Raw genomic sequence first — 23629 nt, 5'->3', positions numbered from 1 at the left:
CGAAGGGCGGCACGGTGACCGAGGCGGCGGCGGTACGGGTCCAGGGGCTCTGGAAGCGGTTCGGCGAGCAGATCGCGGTGGCCGGGATCGATCTGGAGCTGCCCGCGGGCAAGTTCATCGGTCTGGTCGGGCCCAACGGCGCCGGGAAGACCACCACCCTCTCCATGGTCACCGGACTGCTCAGACCGGACGAGGGCACCGTCGAGGTCGTCGGCCACGACGTGTGGCGCGACCCCGTCGAGGTCAAGGCCCGCATCGGCGTACTCCCCGAGGGCCTGCGGCTCTTCGAGCGGCTCTCGGGGCGCGAACTCCTCGCGTACACCGGGCGGCTGCGCGGACTGCCCGGCGCGGAGGTCGACAAGCGCGCCACCCAGCTCCTCGACGTACTCGATCTCGCCGGCGCCCAGCACAAGCTGGTCGTCGACTACTCCACCGGCATGCGCAAGAAGCTCGGCCTGGCCGCGGCGCTGCTCCACAACCCCGAAGTGCTCTTCCTCGACGAGCCGTTCGAGGGCGTCGACCCCGTCTCGGCCCAGACGATCCGCGGCGTCCTGGAGCGCTACACCGCCTCCGGCGCCACCGTCGTCTTCTCCTCCCACGTCATGGAGCTGGTCGAGTCGCTGTGCGACTGGGTCGCCGTGATGGCCGCCGGCCGCATCCGCGCGCGGGGCACCCTCGCCGAGGTGCGCGGCTCGGCGCCCTCCCTCCAGCGGGCGTTCCTCGAACTCGTCGGCGCGAACGGCCGCGACACGGCCTCCGACCTCGACTGGCTGGGCGGCGGTGCCCGATGACGGCCTCCGCGAGCACAGCGGCGATCACCCCCGTCCTCGTACGGCTCAAGCTGTCGCTCCTGCGCAACGGCCTGCGGCAGTCGGCCGGACGCCGGGCCGCCTACATCGCGTCGGTCGCCCTCGCCCTCCTCGTCGCCGCGCTCCAGCTCCTCGGCCTGATCGTGCTGCGCGGCAACACGCACGCCGCCACTCTCTGCGTACTCCTCGTCGGCGTCCTCGCCCTCGGCTGGGCGGTCATGCCGCTGTTCTTCCCCAGCGGTGACGAGACCCTCGACCCGACCCGCCTGGTGATGCTGCCGCTGCGCCCCCGCCCGCTGGTGCGGGCGCTGCTCGTGGCGTCGCTGGTCGGCATCGGCCCGCTGTTCACGCTCTGCCTGGCCGTCGGCGCGACGATCGCGCTGGCGCGCGGCGCGGCGGCCGCCGTCACGGGCGTCCTGGCGAGCGCCCTCACCCTCCTCATCTGCGTGGCCCTGGCCCGCGCGGTCGCCGCCGCCAACATCCGCCTCCTCACCAGCCGCAAGGGCCGCGACCTCGCTGTCCTCAGCGGCCTGGTCATCGCGGTCGGCGCGCAGGCCGTCAACTTCGGTGCGCAGAGGCTGGGTTCGTCCGGGCTCTCCACCCTCGACCCGGCGGCGGCCGTCGTGCGCTGGATCCCGCCGGGCGCGGCGCTCGGCGCGGTGGACTCGGTGAGCGAGGGCTCGTACGCGACAGGGGCCGCCCAACTCGCCCTGTCAGCGGCCGCCCTGCTGGCGCTGCTCACCCTCTGGCAGCGCAGCCTGACCCGTCTGATGACGACGCCGGACGGCTCCACCCTGGCGGCGGCGGAACCGGAGAAGGGCACCTCACGCGCCTTTGGGCTCCTCGGCGGCCTGCTCCCCGCGGGCCGCACCGGCACCGTCATGGACCGCGGCCTGCGCTACGTCTGGCGCGACCCGAAGACGAAGGCGGCCTGGGTGACCTCCCTGGCCATCGGGCTGATCGTGCCGGTCTTCAACGCCCTCCAGGGCACCGGCTCGGTGTACTTCGCGTGCTTCGCGGCGGGGATGCTCGGCGTCCTGACGTACAACCAGTTCGGCCAGGACACCTCGGCGTTCTGGATGGTGGCGATGACGATCTCCTCGACGCGCGACGCGTACGTGGAGCTGCGGGGCCGCACCCTGGCCCTCCTGGTCATCACCCTCCCCTACGCCGCCCTGGTCACCGTCATCACCACGGCGATGCTCGGCGACTGGCCCGCCCTGCCGGAGGTCATCGGCCTCTCCTTCGCGCTGCTCGGCGCGATGCTGGCCACGGGCGCCTGGTCCTCGACCCGCTTCCCGTACTCGATCCCGCAGGAGGGCTACAAGAACGTGGCCCCCGGCCAGGCGGGCCTCGCCTGGATCTCCATCTTCGGCGGCATGGTCGCGGCGGCCCTGCTGTGCGCCCCCGTCCTGGCCCTCACGATCTGGCTGCACGCCTCGGACGCGGCCTCCTCGACCTGGCTCCTGCTGCCCCTGGGCGCGGCCTACGGCTGGGCGATCACCGAGGCGGGCCTGCGTCTCGCGGCTCCTCGGCTGGCGCGCCGCCTCCCGGAGATCCTCACGGCCGTCAGCAAGGGATAGCCGTCGACCGATGACTTTTCCGACGGACAACGGTCTGATGTGGTGAGCAGTTGATGAACGAGATACCTGGAGATCCAAGATGCGCACCCTGATCAGCACCGCCTTCGTCTCGCTCGACGGCGTCGTGGAGGCCCCCGGCGGCGAACCGGGCTACCGGAACTCCGGGTGGACCTTCAAGGACATGGAGTTCCTCCCGGAGGCCTTCGAGATCAAGGGCCGGGAGCAGCAGGAGGCCACGGCGATGCTGCTGGGCCGGGTCAGCTACGAGGCGTTCAGCCCGGTCTGGCCGGGCATGGAGGACTTCGCCGGATACCAGGCGATGCCCAAGTACGTCGTCTCCGGCACCCTCGGCGACGACGACCTGGTGCCGGACTGGGGCCCGACCACGATCCTGCGCTCGCTCGACGAGGTGGCCGCGCTGAAGGAGACCGAGGGCGGCCCGATCATCGTCCACGGCAGCGCCACCCTCAACCGGAACCTCTCGGACGCCGGCCTGATCGACCGCTACCACCTGCTCGTCTTCCCGCTGCTGCTCGGCGCGGGCAAGCGGCTGTTCAGCGACACGGACAAGGACACGCAGAAGCTGCGGCTCGTCGAGCACGAGGCGTACGCCAACGGCCTGCAGAAGAACGTCTTCGACGTCGTCCGCTGATCCCGCACACGCCCCTGGCCCCGGCCCCGGGCGTGTGCGGTGGCCGGGAACGCAGACGACCCGCGAGCCGTGGTTCCTGCCGCACCGGCGGGGCCGGGCGGAGGAAGCCGGCCGGACGTACCGGCGGCTCGCGGGTCGGGTGACTGCTTGGGAATAGGGCCGGCTGCACGCACAACACACGTGCTGGTCCGGCGCCGAATTCGAGTTGCGACGACGGGCCGCTAGCCCGCAGTCACCTCACGCGTCCGGTTTCCATACATCGGCCGAACCACCTCCCTTCTCGTGTGCACACCACCCTAGGAACCGCCCCGGAAGCCGCACAACCGATTTTCCCGCACAACGATTTACCTCCGACTTCCGGGAACTCCCTGTGGAGGTGCGGCACGGTCGAGTTGAATGATCTGAGAACGAGGACACGGCCTGCAGGGGGTTCCGGGTGAGTGCTTCGCGGCGGAGCGGAACTACTGACGAACTGGGCCCCGAGGAGCCCGAGCCCGGCGGGGCGGACCTGCTCGCGGCGCTGTTGGACGGGATGGACGCGGCCTTGTGCGCGTTCGACGCCGACGGCGTGGTGACGCACTGGAACCGCGAGGCCGAGCGGATTCTCGGGTGGTCGGCGGCGGAGGCCGTCGGGCGGCGGGGTTTCTCCGGGTGGGCCGTGCGGGCCGCCGACGCCGGGGAGATCGAGGGACGGCTGCTGTCGGCGATGGACGCGCCGGGGCGCCAGGTGCACGAGTTCGCCCTGGTGACCAAGGACGGCGGCCGTGTCCTCGTACGGATGCAGTCCGCGTCCGTACGCGGCGGCGACGGCAAGCCCGCCGGGGTGTACTGCGCCTTCAGCGAGGTCCACGCGCAGATCGACCTGGAGCGGTCCATCGCCCTGAGCGAGGCGCTCTTCGAGAACGCCTCCTGGGGTGTGGTGCTCGTCGACGCGGACCTCCGCCCCGCGGTGGTGAACGAACACGCCGCCCGCGCCCTGGGACTCGGGCGTACGGCGGTGCTCGGGCGGCCCCTCGCCGATCTGCTCGGGCAGGGCGTCGAGGAGCTGGAGAGCGCGCTGGCGCATGTGCTCGCCGAGGGGGCGCCGCCCGCCCCCGCCGAGCTGTGGGTGTCGGTGCGGGCCGGCGGCGGACAGGAGGGCGGGTTCGAGCGGCGGTGCTGGCGCAGCGGTTTTCTGCGGCTCGCCTCACCGCTCGCGGAGGAGCCGGTTCCGCTCGGTGTCGGCTGGCTCTTCCTGGATGTGACGGAGGCGAAGCTCACCGAGCAGGAGGCCTCGCAGCTCCGCTTCCGCTCCCAGCAGCTGCACCGGGCGGCGCGGGCCGCCGCCGAGTGCGAGGACCCCACGGAGGCCGCCACCGTCCAGCTGGACTTCGCGCTCGCCGGGTTCGCCGACCACGCCCTGGTGGACCTGGTGACGGGCGAGGAGCCGGTGCGGCTCGTGCGGGTCGCGGCGACACCCGCGGGAGTGCCGGGGCCGTGCCTGCCGGTGGCCATGGCGGGCATACCGGTCCGCTACCCCGAGGGTCATCCGGCGCCGCAGTGCGTGGAGCGGGCCGGATCTGTGCGGGCGAGCGCGGGGGCGGCCGCGCCGGAGCGGGCCCGGGAGTGGGCGTGCGCCCGGCAGTGGCCGGAGGGCACCGTGCACGCCCTGTGCGCGGTGCTGCGCAGCCGGGGGCGGACCCGGGGGGTCGTGACGTTTCTACGAGGTCCGGGGCGGGGTCAGTTCGAGCGGGCGGACGCGACGTACGCGGAGAGCGTCGCGGCGAGGGTCGCGGCGTCGCTCGACCTTGCGGGGGCGGTGGGTGGGTGAGGGTTCCCACGAGAACCCTCACCCACGAGGGGCCCTCTCCAGCCGTCTCGCGGAGGCCGATGACCCGCTCGACCTGCCGCGCCTACAGCTCCGGTCGGGCCGGCGTCAGGACGAGTACGGCCTCGCTGGTGCCGCCGTCTTCGCCCGGGGCTCACCCCGCCTGCAACGCCAGCGTCGGAGACAGTCGCGCCGCCCGGACCGCCGGGTACAGCCCCGCCACCGTGCCGATGACCAGCGTCGCCCCGAAGCCGCCTGCCATGGACCAAAGGGGGACCACCCACGGCAGGCCGCCGGATGCCGCGTACGCCGCCGTCGCCGCCGCGCCCAGCGCCACGCCCGCGACACCGCCGAGGCCCGACAGCAACAGGGACTCCGTCACGAACTGGACGCGGATCTGGCCCCGCGTCGCGCCCAGTGAGCGGCGCAGGCCTATCTCGTGGCGGCGCTCCAGGACTGAGATGATCATGGTGTTGGCGACTCCGACCCCGCCCACAAGGAGTGCGATCCCGCCGAGGCCCAGCAGTAGCGTGGAGAAGGCGCCTTCCGTCGCCGCCTTCGCCTGGAGTGCCGACGACGGGTCGGTGACCTGGACGTTGCGCGGGTTCTCCGGGTCGATGGACGGGGCGAGCAGCTTGCGGACCCGCGTGACAGAGGTGTCAGTGGAACGCTCGTACACCGATGTCGGACGGCCGTCGAAGCCGAGCAGCTTCTTCGAGGCGTCCCAGCCGGTCAGCGCCGAGCGTTCGACGTCCGGGGCGAGCGGCAGCGGGCCGAGGACGCCGATGACCGTGAAGTAGCGGTCGTCCAGCCACACCTGCTGGCCCGGTGAGGTGATGCCCAGCCGCTGGGCCGCCACATGGCCGAGGACCACGGACGGGTAGCGGCTGTTCGCCGCGTTGAACCAGCTGCCGTGCGCCACGCGTCCCCGCACCACCTTCAGCAGGCCTTCCGTGGTGGCCTTCACGGCGATCCCGCCGGTCTCGTCCTCGGGGATCTTCTCGCTGCGCCGTACCGTGCTGTCCAGGTCTCCCGTCGCGCCCACGTCCTCGACTCCGTCGACCCGCGCCACGCGTTCGGCCGCGTCGCGCGGCAGCGTCACCTTCTCCCCGGCGAACATCGCCTCGCCCGGCGAGGCCACCAGCAGGTTCGTGCCCAGCTTGTCCAGCTCCCGCAGCAGATGGGCCTGGCTGGAGGAGGAGATGCCGACCACCGCGACCATCGTCGCGATGCCGATGGCGATGCCGAGCGCGGACAGCACGACCCGCACGGGGCGGGCGCGCGGACCCGCGGAGCCGACATGCAGGACGTCGCGGAGACCGAGCCGCGCCGCCTTGAGCTTCCCGCGCGCACTCATACCGCCACCCCCGCCCGGCGGCCCCGCGTATCCGCGACGACCCTCCCGTCCCTGATCCGCACCTGCCGCGGCAGCCGTTCGGCGATCTCCGTGTCGTGGGTGATGACGGCGATGGTCGCGCCCTCCGCGTTGAGGTCGTGCAGCAGGGCCATGACGGCGTCGCCCGACGCGGAGTCGAGCGCGCCGGTGGGTTCGTCGGCGAGCAGCAGGTCGGGTTCGCCGACGACCGCGCGGGCGATGGCGACGCGCTGCTTCTGCCCGCCGGACAGTTCGTGCGGGCGGTGCTTCATGCGGTCGGCGAGACCGACGCGCTCCAGGGCGTACGCGGCCCTGCGGCGCCGCTCGGCGCGGGAGAGCCCGCAGTACAGCAGCCCTTCGGCGACGTTGTCGCGGGCGCTCATGCCGGGGACGAGGTGGAATGCCTGGAAGACGAAGCCGATGTGCCAGGCCCGCAGCGCGGAGAGGCTGCGGTCGGCGAGCGCGGCGATGTCGTGCCCGGCGATGGCGACGGAGCCCGCGGTGGGCCGGTCGAGGGTGCCGACGATGTGCAGCAGCGTGGACTTCCCGGAGCCGGACGGCCCGACGATGCCGAGGAGTTCACCGGCGGTGACGGTGAGGTCCACTCCGCGCAGGGCGGCGACCCCACCCGCGTACTCCTTGGTGACGCCCCGCAACTCCACGACCGGCGCCGGCTCTTGGGCGGTGCTCATACCTTCGGCACCCCGACCTTCATCCCGGCCCGCAGCCCGCCGCCGCTCACCTCGACCCGGCCCTGCCCGAACATGCCGAGTTCCACCTCGACCTCGCGTGTCCGGCCGCCCGCGACGACCTGGACGCCGAAGCGGCCACCCGGCAGGGCAAGGAGGGCGTTGACGGGGACGGACAGGACGTTCTCGCGGCTCTCGCCGGTGAGGTCGACGGTGACCGGGGACTGGTCGAAGCCGCCGACCTTCCCCGGATCGTCGAAGGTGACCGTGACAGGGATCCTGGGAGTCTTGTCGGACGGGTCGTCGCCGGGCTCGGCGGTCTTGCCGACGGCCGCCACCTTGCCGTCCACCGTCGTGCCGTCCGGGAGCGTGACGGTGACCTTCGCGCCCTTCTTCGCGAGCTTCCCCTCGGCTACGTCGAGCCGGATGCGTACGACCCGCTCGGAGCCGGTCGTCGAGAGCACCGGCCTGCCCGGCGCGACCTGGTCGCCGACGTCCGAACCGGCGGACTTCACGCGGACCGCCGAGGGCTGGAAGGAGATCTGCTCGGGGCCGACGCGCCCGGTCTGCTTGCGGTCGTGGGCCTTCTGCCAGCGCTTCACGGCGTCCGCCGTGCCCGCCGTGTACGTGTCGTCGACGGCGAGCCCGGTCCCGTACCCGAGCGCCGCCAGGTTCTCCTCCAACTGCCGTACGTCGTTGCCCTCGGCGCCCGGCTTCAGCGTGCGGTACATCGGTTCGGTGCCGTACATGAGGTGGACGGGGGCGCCGTTCACCTCGTACAGGCGTCCGTCGCGCCGGATGGTGGAGCCGGTGCCCGCGCGCCACGTGAGGGTGCCTGTCGTGCCCGCGGTGACCTTGCGCTCCTTGGCGTAGCCGAGGGTGCCGTCGACCTGGGTGCCGCTGCTGAGGTCGCCTCGCTCCACGCGCGCGGTGGCGGGTGGCAGGCCGGCGCCGCGGGCCGTGGAGCCCTTCCCTCCGCCTCCGTCGGCGAGGGCGGTGACGGCTATCCCTCCGCCGGCGATCGCGAGGAGGGCGACGACGGTCGCGACGACCGCGGTGCGGCGCCTCATTCGACGATGCCCTTGCACGCCTTGGCCGCCTTCTCCATCTTCCTGGCCTCGGCGCCCTTGGGCATGGGCTGGGCCTGCATCCCGCCGCCCTGGAACTTCGGGTCCGCCATGTTGAAGCCGTTCTTGCGCATGCACTGCGCGTACTTGAGCATCTTGTCCTTGTCGGCCTGTGAGACGCCGCCGCCCTTGGAGCCGCCGCCCATGCCGCACTTCTCCATGGCGGCCTGCATCTTCTCCGCGCTCATGTCGCCGCCGATGGAGATACCCCGGCTGTCCTGACCGGCCTTCGGCTCGGGCACCTTCAGCCCCTGCTTGCGCAGGCACTCGCGCTCCTTGAACGCTTTGTCGGCGGCGGCGCCCTTGCCGGCTCCTCCTTCGCTGTTCCCCGTCCCGGAACCGGAACCGGAACCGGGATCGGGATCGGGATCGGAAGAACACGCTCCGGCGAAGAGCGCGAGCGCGGCGAATCCCGAGGCGATGACCGCCGAGCGCGTACGTGACCTGGTCGACCTGGTCCTCATGACTGCTTCCCCTTCATGACCCTGGTTCATGACATCGGCGTGGTGCTGTCGCTGACACGCACAGGCTGGCGGGAAGCGGGGTTTCGTCTCTCTCAACGGGGACGCTTACACCGGCGAAAGGTCACTCTCAGGTACACAGGGCCCCATGCGCGTACTGCTGGTGGAGGACGAGGAATTCCTGGCCGAGATGATCGCCGACGGGCTGCGGCGCGACGCGCTCGCCGTCGACATCGCGCCCGACGGTCTGACCGCGCTGCGGAAACTCCAGCTCGGGGAGTACGACGTCATGATCCTCGACCGCGATCTGCCGGGCCTGCACGGCGACGAGGTGTGCCGCCGCGTCGTCGAGCAGCGGCTACTCACGCGCGTCCTGATGCTGACGGCGGCGGGCACGGTGCGTGACCGCGTGGCCGGCCTGGGCCTCGGCGCCGACGACTATCTCACCAAGCCGTTCGCGTACGACGAGCTGCTCGCCCGTGTCCTCGCGCTCGGCCGCCGCGCCCGCCCCGCGCTGCCCCCCGTCCTCGAACGCGCGGGCCTCGTCCTGGACACCGCCCGCCGCCAGGCCAGCCGCGACGGCCGTCATCTCTCCTTGTCCCGTAAGGAGTTCGCGGTCCTGGAGGCACTGCTGCGGGCGGACGGCGCGGTCGTCAGCGGCGACGACCTGATCGAACAGGTCTGGGAGGAGGACACCAGCTACCGCACCAACGCCGTCCGCGTGACCCTCTCCAAGCTCCGGGCGAAGCTGGGCGAACCGCCGGTGGTCGAGACGGTCCCCGGGGCCGGTTACCGGATCGCGGGGCGCTCGCTGTGACCCGGCGGGCGCCCCTGCGGGTGCCGATGGGCAGCGAGCGGGCTCGGCTGACCACCCTGTACGGGGGCCTGCTGGTGCTGGCCGGGGCGCTCCTGACCGGGCTCGTGTACCTGCTCGTACAGCAGGGCCTGTATACGTCGATCAGTACGGCGGTGACCACGGCCGTGCCCCGGGAACCGGTCCCTCCCCGGACCACCGTCCCGGTGCCGACGACGTCTGCGGCGCCCGCCCGGCGGCTGGAAGGCGTGCCGGCGAGCCTCGACGACGGCCTCGCCGTGACGAAGATCAGCGACCTGGCCGGGGAGGCGGCGCTCAATCGCCTCCTGACGGTCTCCGCGATCGTCCTCGCCGTGTACGCCGTCCTGTCGATCGCGCTCGCCTGGTGGATGGCGGGCCGGGTGCTGCGCCCGGTCGCCGTGATCACCGGGACCGCGCGCCGCCTGTCCGGGGCCAATCTGCACGAGCGGATCGCCCTGGACGCTCCGCCGGGCGAACTGAAGCGGCTGGCCGACACGTTCGACGAGATGCTGGACCGGATGGAGCGGCTGGTCGGCGCGCAACAGCGATTCGCGGCCAACGCGGCGCACGAGCTGCGCACGCCGCTGGCCGTGCAGCGGGCGGCGGCCGAGATCGGGCTCGCCGGTGAACCGGACGCCGGGAGAGTGGCGAGGATCCGTACGAAGCTGATCTCCGTCGCCGACGACAGCGAGCACCTCATCGAGGGGCTGCTGCTGCTCGCCGCGTCGGAGCAGGGGCTGGAGCGGCGCGAGCCGGTCGCGCTCGACGTCCTGGCGCACGCGGTGACGGACGGTCTCACCGAGGAGGCGGCCGGGCGGGACGTGACCGTGTCGGTACGGGCCGAGCCGTTGACGGTGGAGGGCGACGGTGTCCTGCTCGACCGCCTCACACACAACCTGGTGGCGAACGCGGTCCGCTACAACGTGCCGGGGGGCCGGGTGAGCGTATCGGTCACCCGGGGCGGCGAGCTGGAGGTCTCCAACACGGGCCCCGAGGTACCGCCGGACACGGTCCCGCACCTCTTCGAGCCCTTCCGGCGCCTGAACGAGCGTACGCATGCGCGGGGCGAGGGAGCGGGGCTCGGGCTGTCGATCGTGGCGGCGATCGCGCGGGCGCACGACGCGGATGTCGCGGCGAACGCGAACGAGGGGGGCGGACTCACCGTCCGGGTGCGATTTCGCGCGGATCACAGGTCCTAGGTGGCCGAGCGCGCGCCCACGCGGCGGAGCCGCACATGTCACGGACCCGCGCCGCTTCGGGGCGCTTCAGTGGCGGTAGAAGATCCGGTCCCCGTACTGCTGGAAGACCCGGCCGTTCCAGTCGTGGCCGCCGTCCACGTTCCCCGAACGGAGCAGCGGCGGCTGGATGCCCCGCTCGGCGAGCTGTTCCACCGCGACGGCCGTCACCGCCTGCATCAGCGCGTTCGTGACGACGCTGGACGCGGGGCCGAACGGCGCGTCGACGCCGTCGAGGGACAGCTCCGCGTCGCCCACGGCGATCTTCGAGTCGATCACCACGTCGCAGTGGTCCCTCAGGAAGCTCCCGGAGACGTGCCGCGACCTGGTCTCGGTCGCGTACGCCACCGAGGTCACGCCGACGACCTTCAGGCCGAGCGCGCGGGCGTTCATCGCCATCTCCACCGGCAGGGAGTTCCGCCCGGAGAGGGAGATGATCACGAGTACGTCGCCGGGGCGGGCCGGGGAGGAGTCCAGGACGGCGCCCGCGAGGCCGTCGACGCGCTCCAGGGCGGAGCCCAGGGTGGCGGGCATCACGTCGACGCCGACGACGCCGGGCACGGCCAGGAGGTTCATCAGGGCGAGGCCGCCGGCGCGGTAGACGACGTCCTGCGCGGCGAGCGAGGAGTGTCCGGCGCCGAAGGCGAAAAGGCGGCCGCCGGACGCGACCGCGTCGGCGAGCAGGGTGCCGGCCTCCGCGATGTTCCCGGACTCCTCGTCGCGGACCCGCTGGAGCAGGTCGATGGCGGCGTCGAAATACTGACCGGCCAGCTTGCTCTCGCTCTTGGAGCTCATTCGCATCACGTTGCGGTCTGGACCAGTGCCCTGTCAACACTGTCTCCGGACGGTCTGGGGCGGGTTTCCCCACGGCGCGGCACGGTTGTCAGTGGTATGCGTCAGAATTGAGGGCAGGGCCAGCGCACGAGCGATTCTGAGGGGCACCCATGTCGGGGCTGATTGACACCACTGAGATGTATTTGCGCACCATCCTCGAATTGGAGGAGGAAGGTGTCGTCCCCATGCGCGCCCGGATCGCCGAGCGGCTCGACCAGAGCGGACCGACGGTGAGCCAGACCGTGGCGCGCATGGAGCGTGACGGTCTGGTGGCGGTCGCCAGCGACCGGCACCTGGAGCTCACCGAGGAGGGCCGCCGCCTGGCCACCCGTGTGATGCGCAAGCACCGCCTGGCGGAGTGCCTGCTCGTCGATGTGATCGGGCTCGAATGGGAGCAGGTGCACGCCGAGGCGTGCCGCTGGGAGCATGTGATGAGCGAGGCCGTGGAGCGCCGCGTCCTGGAGCTCCTGCGCCACCCCACCGAGTCTCCGTACGGCAACCCGATCCCGGGCCTCGAGGAGCTGGGCGAGAAGGACGGCGCGGACCCGTTCCTGGACGAGGGCATGGTCTCCCTCACGGAGCTCGATCCGGGCACCGAGGGCAAGACGGTCGTCGTGCGCCGCATCGGCGAGCCGATCCAGACGGACGCCCAGCTGATGTACACACTGCGGCGGGCCGGTGTGCAGCCGGGCTCCGTGGTGAGCGTGACGGAGTCGGCGGGCGGCGTGCTCGTGGGCAGCAGCGGCGAGGCCGCGGAGCTGTCCTCGGAGATCGCCTCGCACGTCTTCGTCGCCAAGCGCTGAGACACCGCGCGCACGCGGTGGCCGCCCCCCTTCGGGGCCAGGTCGCCGCGTGCGGACACTTCCGTCAACTTCCGCTACTGGTGGGGTAGTTGACGGGCCTACACGATCTCCACGAGATCTTGCGGAATCCAAGATTCAGTGTGCGGAATCGCAGCGCGCGAGCGTTTCGCGTGCGAGGCTGTCGCGAGAGGCATATGACCTGAGGGCTCTTGACCGTGTCGGCACCGGGTCTGGCCGCACGGCCGGAGAGGGGGCGGGAGGATGTGCCCGTCTGGTGGTCCTGGACGCGAGAGTCCCGGCGCCCGAAGGCGCCGGGACCTGTCCTCCCCTGTGCCGACCCGGAGCCCCGAGCTCTCGGGGTCGATCCCCACGGGCCGATATCCCCGAGCGGCCCGCTTCCCGATGAAGATCTCCCCTCGGCCACGCCCGTCAATCCTTGAGCGTGGTCACCCGAACGAGGGGTGTTACTGGCAATCCGCCCGCTTTCGAAAGGGAGTTCGATAGCGTGCGGGGGTGCGGGGCAGGACCAGGCGTGGATCCCGAGCGGAATCAAGGGGGGTGCCAGGAATCATGGTGCGGCGCATCGACGTGACGGGCGCGGGTGGCGTACGCCTCGCCGCCTGGGAGTTCGCCGATCCTCCCAAACTGAGGGAGGCCGAGGGAGCGCCGGGCGGCGTGCTCCTGCTGCACGGCTTGATGGGGCGCGCGTCCCACTGGGCGGGCACCGCCCGCTGGCTCTCCGAGCGGCACCGCGCGATCGCCCTCGACCAGCGCGGCCACGGCCGGAGCGAGAAGCCCCCGGAGGGCCCCTACACCCGCGAGGCCTACGTGGACGACGCCGAGGCCGCCCTCCTCCAGCTCGGTCTCGCGCCCGCCGTCCTCATCGGCCACTCCATGGGGGCGCTCACCGCCTGGCAGCTCGCCGCGCGCCGCCCCGATCTCGTCCGGGGCCTGATCATCTGCGACATGCGGGCCTCCGCGCTCGGCGCGGCCTCGCAGCGCGAGTGGGAGAACTGGTTCAAGTCCTGGCCCGTGCCGTTCGCGACGCTCGCCGACGTACGCAAGTGGTTCGGCGAGGACGACCCCTGGGTGGAGCGGCCCAATCCGGCGCGCGGCGAGTTCTTCACCGAGGTGATGGCCGAGGGCCCGGACGGCTGGCGGCCCGTGTTCGACCGCGCCCAGATGCTCAAGTCCCGCGAGCCGTGGGTGCACGACGCGCACTGGGAGGAGCTGATCCAGGTCCGCTGCCCCACGCTCGTCGTCCGCGGTCTGGACGGCGAGCTGGGCCGGGCGGAGTCCCAGGAGATGGTCCGCGTGCTGCCCCGCGGGGAGTACGCGGAGGTGGTCGACGCGGGGCACCTCGTCCACTACGACCAGCCGGGCGAATGGCGCGCGGCGATCGAACCGTTTCTGGAGGGGGTTCTGAGGGGGTGACGCCGGACGGGCTCGGATCAGGGGCTCAGGCGGTCCAGCCGCCAGCTCGTGCCGTCCGGCATCCGGGTGTACCGCAGGCGGTCGTGCAGGCGGTTTCCGCGGCCCTGCCAGAACTCCACCGACTGTGGCGTCACGCGGAAGCCGCCCCAGTTCGGCGGGGCGGGGACCTGTTCGCCCTCCGGGTAGCGGGCCGCCAAGTCGGCGTACGCGCGGTCGAGTTCGTCCCGTGAGGTGAGCACGGAGGACTGGGCGCTCGCCCAGGCGCCGAGCTGGGAGCCGTGCGGGCGGGTGCGGAAGTAGGCGACCGTCTCCTCGCGGCCGACGCGCGCGGCGGTGCCGGAGACGATGACCTGGCGGGCCATGGGGTGCCAGGGGAAGAGCAGTGAGACGTACGCGTTGGCGGCCAGCTCGTGGGCCTTGCGGGAGTCGTAGTTGGTGAAGAAGACGAAGCCCCGCTCGTCGAAGCCCTTCAGGAGCACCGTGCGCGAGCTCGGCCTGCCCTCGGCGTCGGCCGTGGAGACGACCATGGCGTTCGGTTCGCGCACGGCGTCCGTGTCGCGCGCCGCCTCCTTGAACCAGCGCGCGAACTGTTCCATGGGATCGGCGGGCAGCTCACTCTCGGCGAGGCCTTCGGTGACGTACTGCTCGCGCATACCGGCCGGCTCGGGGAGAGATTCGGGGAAGGAGGCACTGGAGTCGGTCACACGGTCATCTTGCCGTATACGAAGGGGCGCCCGGTGGGGCGTATCGCACAGGAGAGAGGTGACCTGTGGCACTGAGTGCCGCATTCCATCGCCAAAGGTGGCACCAGGGGATATCGTCCTGCTGCCGAATCGGTTGGGTGACCACCAGCCTCACGGGGCATCACCGGGATGACCGCTTCGGACCGCGAGTCGTCGAATTCGCCGGACAAGGGCGCAATTGACCGCGGAACCGGATCATAATCGCCCATCTTTGACGCATGGTCATGAGCTGGTCGCAACCCACCACTCCGCGAACCATCATGTCGAACCCATCACGAGGAGCCGCCTGATGTCCGACTTCGTACCCGGACTTGAAGGAGTCGTCGCGTTCGAGACGGAGATCGCCGAACCGGACAAGGAAGGCGGCGCGCTTCGCTACCGCGGCGTCGACATCGAGGATCTGGTCGGCCACGTCTCCTTCGGGAACGTGTGGGGCCTGCTCGTCGACGGCGCGTTCAACCCCGGCCTGCCGCCCGCCGAGCCCTTCCCGATCCCGGTGCACTCCGGGGACATCCGCGTCGACGTCCAGTCCGCGCTCGCGATGCTCGCCCCCGTGTGGGGCCTGCGGCCGCTCCTCGACATCAGCGAGCAGCGGGCCCGCGAGGACCTGGCGCGCGCCGCCGTCATGGCCCTGTCCTACGTCGCCCAGTCGGCCCGCGGCCAGGGCCTGCCGATGGTTCCGCAGCGGGAGATCGACAAGGCGGAGACCGTCGTCGAGCGGTTCATGAAGCGGTGGCGCGGGGAGCCCGACCCCAAGCACGTCCAGGCCGTCGACGCGTACTGGACGTCGGCCGCCGAGCACGGCATGAACGCCTCCACGTTCACCGCCCGCGTCATCGCCTCCACCGGCGCGGACGTGGCGGCGGCGCTGAGCGGGGCCGTCGGCGCGATGTCCGGGCCGCTGCACGGTGGTGCCCCGTCCCGGGTCCTCGGCATGATCGAGGAGATCGAGCGCACGGGTGACGCGGTGGCGTACGTGAAGCAGGCGCTCGACAAGGGTGAGCGGCTGATGGGCTTCGGGCACCGGGTGTACCGGGCCGAGGACCCCCGTGCGCGGGTGCTGCGCCGCACCGCCCGTGAGCTGGGGGCGCCCCGCTTCGAGGTCGCGGAGGCACTGGAGAAAGCGGCCCTCGACGAGCTGCACGCGCGTCGGCCCGACCGGGTCCTCGCCACGAACGTGGAGTTCTGGGCGGCGATCGTCCTCGACTTCGCGGAGGTGCCGGCGCACATGTTCACGTCCATGTTCACGTGCGCGAGGACCGCCGGGTGGTCGGCGCACATTCTTGAGCAGAAGCGGACGGGGCGGCTGGTGCGGCCATCGGCCCGGTATGTGGGGCCCGGATCGCGGGCCCCGCGGGCCATCGAGGGGTACGCGGACATCGCCCGCTGACGCCTCGGGGCTCCGCCCCGGACCCCGCTCCTCAAACGCCGGAGGGGCTGAATTTTCCGGTGAGCGCCCCCTCCACCAGGACCGTCCACTGGGCGACCACCCGGTCCCTGCGGGCGCGGTCGTCCGTGAGGAGGTTCGCGAGGCCCAGGCCCCGGGCCATGTCCAGAAGGCCCTGGATGGTCTCGCGGACGCCGGGGACGGACTCGTCGGCGCCCAGGAGTTCCACCGCGATGCGGTGCGTCTCGCGGCCCACGCGGGCCTCCAGTTCCGTGACCCGGGATCCGAGCTGGGGTTCGTTGGACGCGGCCACCCACAGGTGCAGCGCGGCACGGAAGAGGGGGCCGAGGTACAGATCGACCAGGACCTCGACCACCGCCGCCCGGTCCTGCGCCCGCAGACCGCGCAGGGCCGTGGAGCGCTGTTCGGCGACGTACTCGACGGCGGCGGTGAAGAGGTCCTCCCGGGTCGGGAAGTGGTGCTGTGCCGCGCCCCGCGAGACCCCGGCGCGCTCGGCGACCACCGAGACCGTGGAGCCCGCCCAGCCGTGCTCGGCGAGGCAGGAGACCGCGGCCTCCAGGAGCCTCTGCCGTGTCGCGCGGCTGCGGTCCTGCTTGGGCGCCCGGTCGGCGGTGGTCACAGCACCCATGGGGGCTCCCGTCGTTCGAGGAACGCCCCCATGCCGTCCCGCGCCTCGGGGGAACCGAAGAGCCGCGCGGACAGGGCGAGGACGGCGTCCGAATGGTCGTCGAACGCGTCGAGCACCTTAGCCGTGAGCAGCTTCTTCGTCTCGGCCAGGGCGCCCGGCGCCGCCCGCCGCAGCCCGTCCAGGATCGGTTCGAGGCCCGCGTCCACGTCGGACGCGTACGCCGTGACGAGGCCGATCCGCGCCGCCTCCGCCGCGCCGAAGCGCTCGCCGGTGAGGCAGTAGCGGGAGGCGGCGTTCGCATCGAGGCGGGGCAGCAGGGGGAGGGAGATCACGGCGGGCGCGACGCCGATGCGGACCTCCGTGAGCGCGAACGACGCGGCGGGCCCGGCGACCGCCAGATCGCACGCGCCGAGCAGCCCGAGCCCGCCCGCCCGGACATGGCCGTCCACCCGGGCGAGCACCGGTTTCGGCAGCTCCACGACCTGCCGGAGCAGCCGTACGAAGTCCCGGGGGTCCGGTGGCTCGCGCAGGTCGGCCCCGGCGCAGAACGTCGCCCCGGTGTGGGCGAGGACGATCGCGCGTGCGCCGGGGTCCTCGCCGAGGTCGTGGAGCGCCTCGGCGAGGGCGCCCACCAGGTCCGCCGAGAGCGCGTTGCGGCGCTCGGGGAAGTCCAGGAGGACGGTGGTGACGCCACGCGCCGGGGAGGAGACGACAAGGCTCATGGGCGCTCCTCAGTACGACTTGGGCAGGCCGAGCGTCTGGTGGGAGACGTAGTTGAGGATCATCTCCCGGCTGACGGGGGCGATCCGTGCCACCCGGGAGGCCACGATGAGCGAGGCGAGCCCGAACTCCTTGGTGAGGCCGTTGCCGCCGAGGGTGTGCACGGCCTGGTCGACGGCCTTCACACAGGCGTCGGCGGCGGCGAGCTTGGCCATGTTGGCGGCCTCGCCCGCGGCCGTGTCGTCGCCCTCGTCGTAGAGCGCGGCGGCCTTCCGCGTCATCAGGCGGGCCAGTTCGATGTCGATGTGGGACTGGGCGAGGGGGTGCGCGATGGCCTGGTGGGCGCCGATGGGCGTCTTCCAGACGGTGCGCTCACGGGCGTATTCGGTGGCGCGGTGCAGGGCGTAGCGGGCCATGCCGAGCGAGAAGGCGGCCGTCATGATCCGCTCGGGGTTCAGCCCGGCGAAGAGCTGGAGCAGCCCCGCGTCCTCGTCGCCCACCAGCGCGTCGGGCGGCAGCCGTACGTCGTCCAGGACCAGCTCGAACTGTTTCTCCGGGGCCTGCAGCTCCATCTCGATCTGACGCCGCTGGAAGCCGGGGGCGTCGCGCGGGACGATGAACAGGCACGGCTTGAGGTTGCCGGTGCGGGCGTCCGACGTACGGCCGACGATGAGCGTGGCGTCGGCGATGTCGACGCCCGAGATGAACACCTTGCGGCCGGTCAGGAGCCAGTCGCCGGAGTCGGGGTCGCGGCGGGCCGTGGTGGTGATGCGGTGGGAGTTGGAGCCCGCGTCCGGCTCGGTGATGCCGAAGGCCATGGTGCGGGAGCCGTCGGCGAGGCCGGGCAGCCAGGCCCGCTTCTGCTCCTCGGTGCCGAAGCGGGCGATGACGGTGCCGCAGATCGCGGGCGAGACGACCATCATCAGGAGCGGGCAGCCCGCCGCGCCCAGCTCTTCGAGGACGATGGAGAGTTCCGAGATGCCGCCGCCTCCGCCGCCGTACTCCTCGGGCAGGTTCACGCCGAGGTAGCCGAGCTTGGCGGCGTCCGCCCACAGCTCGTCGGGGTGGCCGTCGCCCGCCACGACGCGGGTCATGTAGTCGCGGCCGTAGCGCTTGCCGAGGGCCGCGACGGCGGCGCGCAGGACTCGGTGCTCTTCGGTTTCGAGGACGGTGCGAGCGGTACTGCGTGCGGTACTCCGTGCGGTGCTCATACGGACTCCTCCGGGGAAGCGGCCTGGACGACGGCGAGCAGCGCGCCTACCTCGACCTGGTGGCCGGGCACGGCGTGCAGCGCGGTGAGCGTGCCGGAGGCGGGAGCGCAGACGCGGTGCTCCATCTTCATGGCCTCCAGCCAGACGAGGGGCTGCCCGGCCGTGACCGGCGCGCCCTCGGCGAGCCCTTCGGCGATCTTGACGACGGTGCCCGGCATCGGGGCGAGCAGCGAGCCGGGTGCGCGGCGCGCGGTGGGCTCGGGGAGCAGCGGCAGCGAGGTGAGGGCGGTGTCGCCGCGGGGCGTGCTGACGTACACGCGCTCCCCGTACCGCGCGACCGTGAACTTCCTTCGTACGCCGTCCACTTCCAGCTCGACGAGCGTCGGCGTCACGGTGAGGGCCCGCACCCCCTCGGCGGTCAGGCCGGCCCGGGTGTGGTCGTAGCGGACCTCGTGCTCGGTGCCGTCGGGCTCGGTGCGGTAGCGCTTGAGGTGGGGCTGTGAGCGGAGGTTGCGCCAGCCGCCGAACCGCGAGCGGCCGTGCGCGTCGGCGAGGGCGGCGGCCAGCGGTGCGTGCGGGTCGGTCGGGGCGGCGGCGAGTTCGGCGGCGTACCGGTCGTAGAAGCCGGTGTCCATGCGGGCGTCGGTGAACTCGGGGTGGCGCAGGGAGCGTACGAGCAGGTCGCGGTTGGTGACCGGCCCGTGGACGACGGCCCGCTCCAGCGCGCCCGCCAGCTTGCGCACGGCCTGTGCGCGGGTGGGCGCGTACGCGATGGCCTTGGCGAGCATCGGGTCGTAGTGGACGCCGATCGTGTCGCCGTCCGTGTAACCCGTGTCCAGGCGGACGGCGCCCGGCACGTCCAGGCGGTGCAGGGTGCCGGTCTGCGGGGCCCAGTCGGCCGCCGGGTCCTCGGCGTACAGGCGGGCCTCGACGGCGTGCCCGCGCGCGGGCGGCGGGTCCTTCTCCAGTGCGAGTCCCTCGGCGATCTGGAGCTGCAGCGCGACGAGGTCGAGACCGAACACGGCCTCCGTGACGGGGTGCTCGACCTGGAGGCGGGTGTTCATCTCCAGGAAGTGCGCCCGCCCGTCCCGCGTGACGAGGAACTCGACCGTTCCCGCGCCCCGGTACCCGGTCACGCGCGCGGCCCGCACCGCCTGCGCGTGCAGCCCGGCGGCCAGGTCCGGGGCGAGGCCCGGCGCCGGGGACTCCTCGATGACCTTCTGGTGCCTGCGCTGGAGGGTGCAGTCGCGGGTGCCGAGCGTCCACACGGTGCCGTGCGCGTCGGCCATCACCTGCACCTCGACGTGCCGTCCGCCCTCGACGTACGGCTCGACGAACACCTCGCCGTCACCGAAGGCACCGGCCGCCTCGGCGCGCGCCGCCGCCAGCTCCCCCGCCAGATCCGCCATGTCGCGTACGACGCGCATGCCGCGCCCGCCGCCCCCGGCCGCCGCCTTCACCAGGACCGGCAGGTCGGCCTCGGTGACGTCACCGAGCGGCTCGACGCCCATCAGCTCCTTGGCGCGCGTCTTGGACGCCATCGCCTCGATCGCCTCCGGGGGCGGGCCGATCCAGACGAGGCCCGCGTCCAGGACGGCGCGCGCGAAGCCCGCGTTCTCGGAGAGGAAGCCGTAGCCGGGGTGGACGGCGTCGGCGCCCGCCGCCTGCGCCGCCTTCACGACGAGGTCGCCGCGCAGATACGTCTCGGAGGGCGCCGCGCCGGGCAGCCGTACCGCCGTGTCGGCCTCCCGTACGTGCAGGGCGTCCGCGTCGGCGTCGGAGTGGACGGCGACCGTGGCGATGCCGAGGTCGCGGCAGGTGCGGAAGACGCGGCAGGCGATCTCGCCGCGGTTGGCCACCAGTACTGACTCGATCATCGTCACTGCCTCACATCCGGAAGACGCCGAAGCCGCCGCGCGCGCCTTCGTAGGGGGCCGTGTGGATCACGGACAGGCACAGGCCGAGGACGGTGCGGGTGTCGCGCGGGTCGATGACCCCGTCGTCGTAGAGCCGCCCGGAGAGGAACAACGGCAGCGACTCGGCTTCGATCTGCTGCTCCACCATGGCGCGCAGCCCCGCGTCGGCCTCGTCGTCGTAGGGCTGCCCCTTCGCGGCGGCGGACGCGCGGGCGACGATCGACAGGACCCCGGCGAGCTGCTGCGGGCCCATGACGGCGGACTTCGCGCTGGGCCAGGCGAAGAGGAAGCGCGGGTCGTAGGCGCGCCCGCACATGCCGTAGTGCCCGGCGCCGTACGAGGCGCCCATGAGGACGGACAGGTGCGGTACGCGCGAGTTGCTGACCGCGTTGATCATCATGGCGCCGTGTTTGATGATGCCGCCCTGTTCGTACTCCTTGCCGACCATGTAGCCGGTGGTGTTGTGCAGGAACAGGAGCGGGATGTCGCGCTGGTTCGCCAGCTGGATGAACTGGGCGGCCTTCTGGGACTCCTCGCTGAACAGGACGCCCTGCGCGTTGGCGAGGACGCCGACCGGGTAGCCGTGCAGGGCGGCCCACCCCGTGGTGAGGCTCGTGCCGTACAGCGGTTTGAACTCGTCGAAGTCGGAGCCGTCGACGATGCGGGCGATGACCTCGCGCGGGTCGAAGGGCTTCTTCAGGTCGCCGGGCACGATGCCGAGGAGTTCGTCCTCGTCGTACTTGGGTGGCTCGGCTGTGCCCGGTTCCGCGTACGCCTTGCGCCAGTTGAGGCGGGAGACGACCCTGCGCGCCTGCCGCAGCGCGTCGCGCTCGTCCTCGGCGAGGTAGTCGGCGAGGCCGGAGGTGCGGGCGTGCATCTCGGCGCCGCCGAGCGACTCGTCGTCGCTCTCCTCGCCGGTCGCCATCCTCACCAGCGGCGGTCCGCCGAGGAAGACCTTCGCCCGCTCCTTGACCATGATCACGTGGTCGCTCATGCCGGGGACGTAGGCGCCGCCGGCGGTCGAGTTCCCGAAGACGACGGCGATCGTCGGAATCCCGGCCGCCGAGGACTGCGTGAGGTGCTTGAACAGGGCGCCGCCCGGGATGAAGATCTCCTTCTGGGAGGGCAGGTCCGCGCCTCCCGACTCCACGAGGTGGATCGACGGCAGCCGGTTGGCATGCCCGATCTCATGCGCCCGGAAGGCCTTCTTCAGCGTCCACGGGTTGGAGGCGCCGCCCCTGACCGTCGGGTCGTTGGCGGTGATCAGACACTCGACGCCCTCCACGACGCCGATGCCGGTGACCATGGAGGCGCCGACGGGGTAGTCGCTGCCCCAGGCGGCCAGCGGGGACAGTTCCAGGAACGGCGTGTCCGGGTCGAGGAGCAGCTCGATCCGCTCCCGGGCCAGCAGCTTGCCGCGCTCGCGGTGCCGTTGGACGTACTTCTCGCCGCCGCCCTCCAGGGCCTTGGCCTGCTCGGCGTCGAGTGCGGCCAGCTTCTCCAGCATGGCGGCGCGGTGCTCGGCGTACTCGGCGCTCGCGGGGTCGAGCGCGGAGGCGAGGACGGTCACAGCAGGACCTCCGGTATGTCCAGGTGGCGGGCGCGCAGCCACTCGCCGAGGCCCTTGGCCTGCGGATCGAAGCGGGCCCGCGCGGCGACGCCCTCGCCGAGCAGGCCCTCCACGACGAAGTTCAGGGCGCGCAGGTTGGGCAGGTCGTGGCGTACGACGGTCAAGTCGGCGGTCTCCGGGAGGAGTTCCCGGAAGCGGTCGACGGTCAGTTCGTGGGCGAGCCACCGCCAGGCGTCGTCGGTGCGTGCCCACACGCCGACGTTGGCGTCCCCGCCCTTGTCGCCGCTGCGGGCCCCGGCGACGAGGCCGAGCGGCACGCGGCGGGTGGGCCCGGGCTGCAGGGGTTCGGGCAGCGGTGGCGGATCCACTTCCTCCAGTACGAGGGTGTCGTCGCCGGACGGTACGGGGCGCCGCTCCCCGTCCTGCAGCACGGCCACGTGCGCGACGCCGGACCGGTCGACGTACGCCGCCTCGAAGACGCCGTAGGGCGCGGCCTTGCCGGGCGGCGCGGTCACGTGGAAGCCGGGGTAGCTGCCGAGGGCGAGTTCGACGGCGGCGCCGCTGAGGGCGCGGCCGACCGTGTCCGCGTCCGGGTCGCGCACGACGAGCCGCAGCAGGGCGGACGCGGTCTCCTCGGTGGCCGCGTCCGCGCGGTCGGTGCGGGCCAGCTCCCACCGGACCTCGGCGGGGCGGGACTTGGCGCGGTCGAGGGCGTCCTCCATTTGGGCGCGGACGAGCGCGGCCTTGGCCTCGGTGTCCAGTCCCGTGAGGACGAGGACGACCTCGTTGCGGAAGCCGCCGATCCGGGTCAGTCCGGCCTTCAGGGTGGGCGGCGGGGCCTCGCCGCGCACGCCGTCGATCCGTACGCGGTCCGGGCCCTCCTGGGTGAGGACGGCCGTGTCGAGCCGGGCGGTGACGTCCGGGCCGGCGTAGCGGGCACCCGTCGTCTCGTAGAGGAGCTGCGCGGTGACCGTGCCGACGTCGACGAAGCCGCCCGTGCCGTCGTGCTTGGTGATGACGGCCGAGCCGTCCTCGTGGATCTCGGCGAGCGGAAAGCCGGGGCGGCGTACGGACGTGGGGCCGTACTCGGCGAAGAAGGCGTAGTTGCCGCCGGTCGCCTGCGTCCCGCACTCCAGGACGTGCCCGGCGACGACCGCGCCCGCGAGCCGGTCGTACGCGGTCGGCTCCCACCCGAAGTGGGCCGCGGCGGGCCCGGTGACCAGGGCGGCGTCGGTCACGCGTCCGGTGACGACGATGTCGGCCCCCGCGCTCAGGCACGCCGCGATTCCGGCGCCGCCGAGGTAGGCGTGGGCGGTGAGGGCGCCGGGGAAGCGGCCGTCCGGCCCCCCGAGGTCGTCGCCCTCGACGTGCGCGACCCGCGCGGGGACGCCGAGCCGTCCGGCCAGCTCACGCACGGCACCGGCGAGCCCGGCCGGGTTGAGCCCGCCCGCGTTGACGACGATCTTCACGCCCCGCTCGTGGGCGGTGCCGAGGCACTCCTCCAGTTGCCGCAGAAACGTCTTGGCGTACCCACGCGCGGGGTCCTTGAGCCGGTCACGACCGAGGATGAGCATGGTCAACTCGGCGAGGTAGTCACCGGTGAGGACGTCGAGGGGGCCGCCGTTCAGCATCTCGCGCATCGCGTCGAAGCGGTCACCGTAGAAGCCGGAGGCGTTGCCGATGCGGAGGGGTTCTGGGGTCATCGGCCGGCTTCCTGGCGGGGTTTGCGGGGGTCGCGTGGCTTGCATGGGTCACGCGGCTCGCGTGGATCGCTCGAATCCCGTGGCTC

Annotated in this window: 21 protein-coding genes; 9 read left to right on the top strand and 12 right to left on the bottom strand. The window is 72.5% G+C overall.

The features are described from left to right. The first annotated feature begins 14 nt into the window (after positions 1 to 14). The 4 genes from ACWDZ7_RS28540 to ACWDZ7_RS28525 all read left to right on the top strand — a co-directional run bounded on the left by ACWDZ7_RS28540 (position 15) and on the right by ACWDZ7_RS28525 (position 4854). The gene (locus ACWDZ7_RS28540) at positions 15 to 791 is read left to right on the top strand and encodes an ABC transporter ATP-binding protein (protein ID WP_451800879.1); all 777 of its coding nucleotides are present in this window, start codon (positions 15 to 17) and stop codon (positions 789 to 791) included. After that, positions 788 to 2392, top strand: a complete 1605-nt coding sequence (locus ACWDZ7_RS28535; protein ID WP_451800878.1) for a transporter — start codon at positions 788 to 790, stop codon at positions 2390 to 2392. Before ACWDZ7_RS28540 ends, ACWDZ7_RS28535 begins: the two co-directional genes overlap by 4 nt. Positions 2393 to 2471: 79 nt before the next feature. Next, entirely contained in the window at positions 2472 to 3044 is a 573-nt protein-coding gene (locus ACWDZ7_RS28530; RefSeq protein WP_451800876.1) for a dihydrofolate reductase family protein, read from the top strand. Positions 3045 to 3480: 436 nt separating this feature from the next. Then, positions 3481 to 4854, top strand: coding sequence for a PAS domain-containing protein (locus tag ACWDZ7_RS28525; protein ID WP_451800875.1), 1374 nt, complete (start codon positions 3481 to 3483; stop codon positions 4852 to 4854). A 151-nt stretch (positions 4855 to 5005) separates the two neighbouring features. On the opposite strand, the gene ACWDZ7_RS28520 is transcribed toward ACWDZ7_RS28525, so the two are convergent. The 4 genes from ACWDZ7_RS28520 to ACWDZ7_RS28505 are packed head-to-tail and all read right to left on the bottom strand — an operon-like array spanning position 5006 to position 8506. After that, positions 5006 to 6208 carry an ABC transporter permease gene (locus ACWDZ7_RS28520; protein ID WP_451800873.1) on the bottom strand — a complete coding sequence of 401 codons (1203 nt, stop codon included), beginning with the start codon at positions 6206 to 6208 and terminating at the stop codon, positions 5006 to 5008. Continuing rightward, positions 6205 to 6918 carry an ABC transporter ATP-binding protein gene (locus ACWDZ7_RS28515; protein ID WP_451800871.1) on the bottom strand — a complete coding sequence of 238 codons (714 nt, stop codon included), beginning with the start codon at positions 6916 to 6918 and terminating at the stop codon, positions 6205 to 6207. The genes ACWDZ7_RS28520 and ACWDZ7_RS28515 overlap by 4 nt, the downstream gene beginning before the upstream one ends. Then, positions 6915 to 7985 (bottom strand): peptidoglycan-binding protein, encoded by a 1071-nt coding sequence (locus tag ACWDZ7_RS28510; RefSeq protein WP_451800870.1) that lies wholly within the window; start codon positions 7983 to 7985, stop codon positions 6915 to 6917. Before ACWDZ7_RS28510 ends, ACWDZ7_RS28515 begins: the two co-directional genes overlap by 4 nt. Continuing rightward, complete coding sequence (locus ACWDZ7_RS28505) at positions 7982 to 8506, bottom strand: hypothetical protein (protein WP_451800868.1); 525 nt, start codon at positions 8504 to 8506, stop codon at positions 7982 to 7984. Before ACWDZ7_RS28505 ends, ACWDZ7_RS28510 begins: the two co-directional genes overlap by 4 nt. Before the next feature lie 145 nt (positions 8507 to 8651). On the opposite strand from ACWDZ7_RS28505, the gene ACWDZ7_RS28500 reads away from it, so the two are divergent. Further along, a complete protein-coding gene (locus tag ACWDZ7_RS28500; protein WP_451800867.1) occupies positions 8652 to 9320 on the top strand; it encodes a response regulator transcription factor in 669 nt (222 codons plus the stop codon). 26 nt (positions 9321 to 9346) lie between these two features. Further along, complete coding sequence (locus ACWDZ7_RS28495) at positions 9347 to 10537, top strand: sensor histidine kinase (protein WP_451800967.1); 1191 nt, start codon at positions 9347 to 9349, stop codon at positions 10535 to 10537. Between the two features lie 66 nt (positions 10538 to 10603). Here ACWDZ7_RS28495 and ACWDZ7_RS28490 read toward each other — a convergent pair whose 3' ends face one another. After that, positions 10604 to 11368, bottom strand: coding sequence for an SIS domain-containing protein (locus ACWDZ7_RS28490; protein ID WP_451800865.1), 765 nt, complete (start codon positions 11366 to 11368; stop codon positions 10604 to 10606). Between the two features lie 149 nt (positions 11369 to 11517). On the opposite strand from ACWDZ7_RS28490, the gene ACWDZ7_RS28485 reads away from it, so the two are divergent. After that, on the top strand, positions 11518 to 12210 hold the full coding sequence (locus ACWDZ7_RS28485; RefSeq protein ID WP_125513430.1) for a metal-dependent transcriptional regulator: 693 nt from the start codon (positions 11518 to 11520) through the stop codon (positions 12208 to 12210). Between the two features lie 570 nt (positions 12211 to 12780). After that, complete coding sequence (locus tag ACWDZ7_RS28480; RefSeq protein ID WP_451800863.1) at positions 12781 to 13644, top strand: alpha/beta fold hydrolase; 864 nt, start codon at positions 12781 to 12783, stop codon at positions 13642 to 13644. Positions 13645 to 13661: 17 nt separating this feature from the next. Here ACWDZ7_RS28480 and pdxH read toward each other — a convergent pair whose 3' ends face one another. Next, positions 13662 to 14297 (bottom strand): pyridoxamine 5'-phosphate oxidase, encoded by a 636-nt coding sequence (gene pdxH / locus ACWDZ7_RS28475; RefSeq protein ID WP_451800966.1) that lies wholly within the window; start codon positions 14295 to 14297, stop codon positions 13662 to 13664. A gap of 379 nt (positions 14298 to 14676) precedes the next feature. Here pdxH and ACWDZ7_RS28470 point away from each other — a divergent pair, with 379 nt between their 5' ends. Then, the gene (locus tag ACWDZ7_RS28470) at positions 14677 to 15777 is read left to right on the top strand and encodes a citrate synthase 2 (protein ID WP_451800862.1); all 1101 of its coding nucleotides are present in this window, start codon (positions 14677 to 14679) and stop codon (positions 15775 to 15777) included. Positions 15778 to 15808: 31 nt separating this feature from the next. Here the strand turns inward: ACWDZ7_RS28470 and ACWDZ7_RS28465 are convergent, their stop codons facing one another. Genes ACWDZ7_RS28465 through ACWDZ7_RS28440 form a run of 6 tightly spaced genes read right to left on the bottom strand, consistent with a single transcriptional unit; the run spans position 15809 to position 23543 of the window. Then, the gene (locus ACWDZ7_RS28465; protein ID WP_451800860.1) at positions 15809 to 16423 is read right to left on the bottom strand and encodes a TetR/AcrR family transcriptional regulator; all 615 of its coding nucleotides are present in this window, start codon (positions 16421 to 16423) and stop codon (positions 15809 to 15811) included. After that, positions 16411 to 17145, bottom strand: a complete 735-nt coding sequence (locus tag ACWDZ7_RS28460; protein ID WP_451800858.1) for an enoyl-CoA hydratase family protein — start codon at positions 17143 to 17145, stop codon at positions 16411 to 16413. Before ACWDZ7_RS28460 ends, ACWDZ7_RS28465 begins: the two co-directional genes overlap by 13 nt. Positions 17146 to 17154: 9 nt before the next feature. Next, positions 17155 to 18354, bottom strand: coding sequence for an acyl-CoA dehydrogenase family protein (locus ACWDZ7_RS28455; RefSeq protein ID WP_451800856.1), 1200 nt, complete (start codon positions 18352 to 18354; stop codon positions 17155 to 17157). Next, on the bottom strand, positions 18351 to 20231 hold the full coding sequence (locus ACWDZ7_RS28450; RefSeq protein ID WP_451800854.1) for an acetyl/propionyl/methylcrotonyl-CoA carboxylase subunit alpha: 1881 nt from the start codon (positions 20229 to 20231) through the stop codon (positions 18351 to 18353). The genes ACWDZ7_RS28455 and ACWDZ7_RS28450 overlap by 4 nt, the downstream gene beginning before the upstream one ends. A 10-nt stretch (positions 20232 to 20241) precedes the next feature. After that, positions 20242 to 21840: an acyl-CoA carboxylase subunit beta gene (locus tag ACWDZ7_RS28445; protein WP_451800852.1), complete on the bottom strand. Its 1599-nt coding sequence runs from the start codon at positions 21838 to 21840 to the stop codon at positions 20242 to 20244. Continuing rightward, on the bottom strand, positions 21837 to 23543 hold the full coding sequence (locus ACWDZ7_RS28440; protein WP_451800851.1) for an acyclic terpene utilization AtuA family protein: 1707 nt from the start codon (positions 23541 to 23543) through the stop codon (positions 21837 to 21839). The genes ACWDZ7_RS28445 and ACWDZ7_RS28440 overlap by 4 nt, the downstream gene beginning before the upstream one ends. Between the last annotated feature and the right edge of the window lie 86 nt (positions 23544 to 23629).

The sequence above is a fragment of the Streptomyces sp. NPDC003032 genome, assembly GCF_053591415.1.
This window is presented reverse-complemented; position numbering and strand designations above follow the sequence as displayed.

Excerpts from the sequence above, each read along its gene's own strand:
- ACWDZ7_RS28440 (WP_451800851.1), bottom strand. The coding sequence starts at position 23,543 with ATGACCCCAGAACCCCTCCGCATCGGCAACGCCTCCGGCTTCTACGGT.
- ACWDZ7_RS28455 (WP_451800856.1), bottom strand. The coding sequence starts at position 18,354 with ATGAGCACCGCACGGAGTACCGCACGCAGTACCGCTCGCACCGTCCTC.
- ACWDZ7_RS28510 (WP_451800870.1), bottom strand. The coding sequence starts at position 7,985 with ATGAGGCGCCGCACCGCGGTCGTCGCGACCGTCGTCGCCCTCCTCGCG.
- ACWDZ7_RS28490 (WP_451800865.1), bottom strand. The coding sequence starts at position 11,368 with ATGAGCTCCAAGAGCGAGAGCAAGCTGGCCGGTCAGTATTTCGACGCC.
- ACWDZ7_RS28460 (WP_451800858.1), bottom strand. The coding sequence starts at position 17,145 with ATGAGCCTTGTCGTCTCCTCCCCGGCGCGTGGCGTCACCACCGTCCTC.
- ACWDZ7_RS28530 (WP_451800876.1), top strand. The coding sequence starts at position 2,472 with ATGCGCACCCTGATCAGCACCGCCTTCGTCTCGCTCGACGGCGTCGTG.
- ACWDZ7_RS28515 (WP_451800871.1), bottom strand. The coding sequence starts at position 6,918 with ATGAGCACCGCCCAAGAGCCGGCGCCGGTCGTGGAGTTGCGGGGCGTC.
- ACWDZ7_RS28465 (WP_451800860.1), bottom strand. The coding sequence starts at position 16,423 with ATGGGTGCTGTGACCACCGCCGACCGGGCGCCCAAGCAGGACCGCAGC.
- ACWDZ7_RS28505 (WP_451800868.1), bottom strand. The coding sequence starts at position 8,506 with ATGAGGACCAGGTCGACCAGGTCACGTACGCGCTCGGCGGTCATCGCC.
- ACWDZ7_RS28520 (WP_451800873.1), bottom strand. The coding sequence starts at position 6,208 with ATGAGTGCGCGCGGGAAGCTCAAGGCGGCGCGGCTCGGTCTCCGCGAC.
- ACWDZ7_RS28480 (WP_451800863.1), top strand. The coding sequence starts at position 12,781 with ATGGTGCGGCGCATCGACGTGACGGGCGCGGGTGGCGTACGCCTCGCC.
- ACWDZ7_RS28500 (WP_451800867.1), top strand. The coding sequence starts at position 8,652 with ATGCGCGTACTGCTGGTGGAGGACGAGGAATTCCTGGCCGAGATGATC.
- ACWDZ7_RS28535 (WP_451800878.1), top strand. The coding sequence starts at position 788 with ATGACGGCCTCCGCGAGCACAGCGGCGATCACCCCCGTCCTCGTACGG.
- ACWDZ7_RS28470 (WP_451800862.1), top strand. The coding sequence starts at position 14,677 with ATGTCCGACTTCGTACCCGGACTTGAAGGAGTCGTCGCGTTCGAGACG.
- pdxH (WP_451800966.1), bottom strand. The coding sequence starts at position 14,297 with ATGCGCGAGCAGTACGTCACCGAAGGCCTCGCCGAGAGTGAGCTGCCC.
- ACWDZ7_RS28450 (WP_451800854.1), bottom strand. The coding sequence starts at position 20,231 with ATGATCGAGTCAGTACTGGTGGCCAACCGCGGCGAGATCGCCTGCCGC.
- ACWDZ7_RS28485 (WP_125513430.1), top strand. The coding sequence starts at position 11,518 with ATGTCGGGGCTGATTGACACCACTGAGATGTATTTGCGCACCATCCTC.
- ACWDZ7_RS28495 (WP_451800967.1), top strand. The coding sequence starts at position 9,347 with ATGGGCAGCGAGCGGGCTCGGCTGACCACCCTGTACGGGGGCCTGCTG.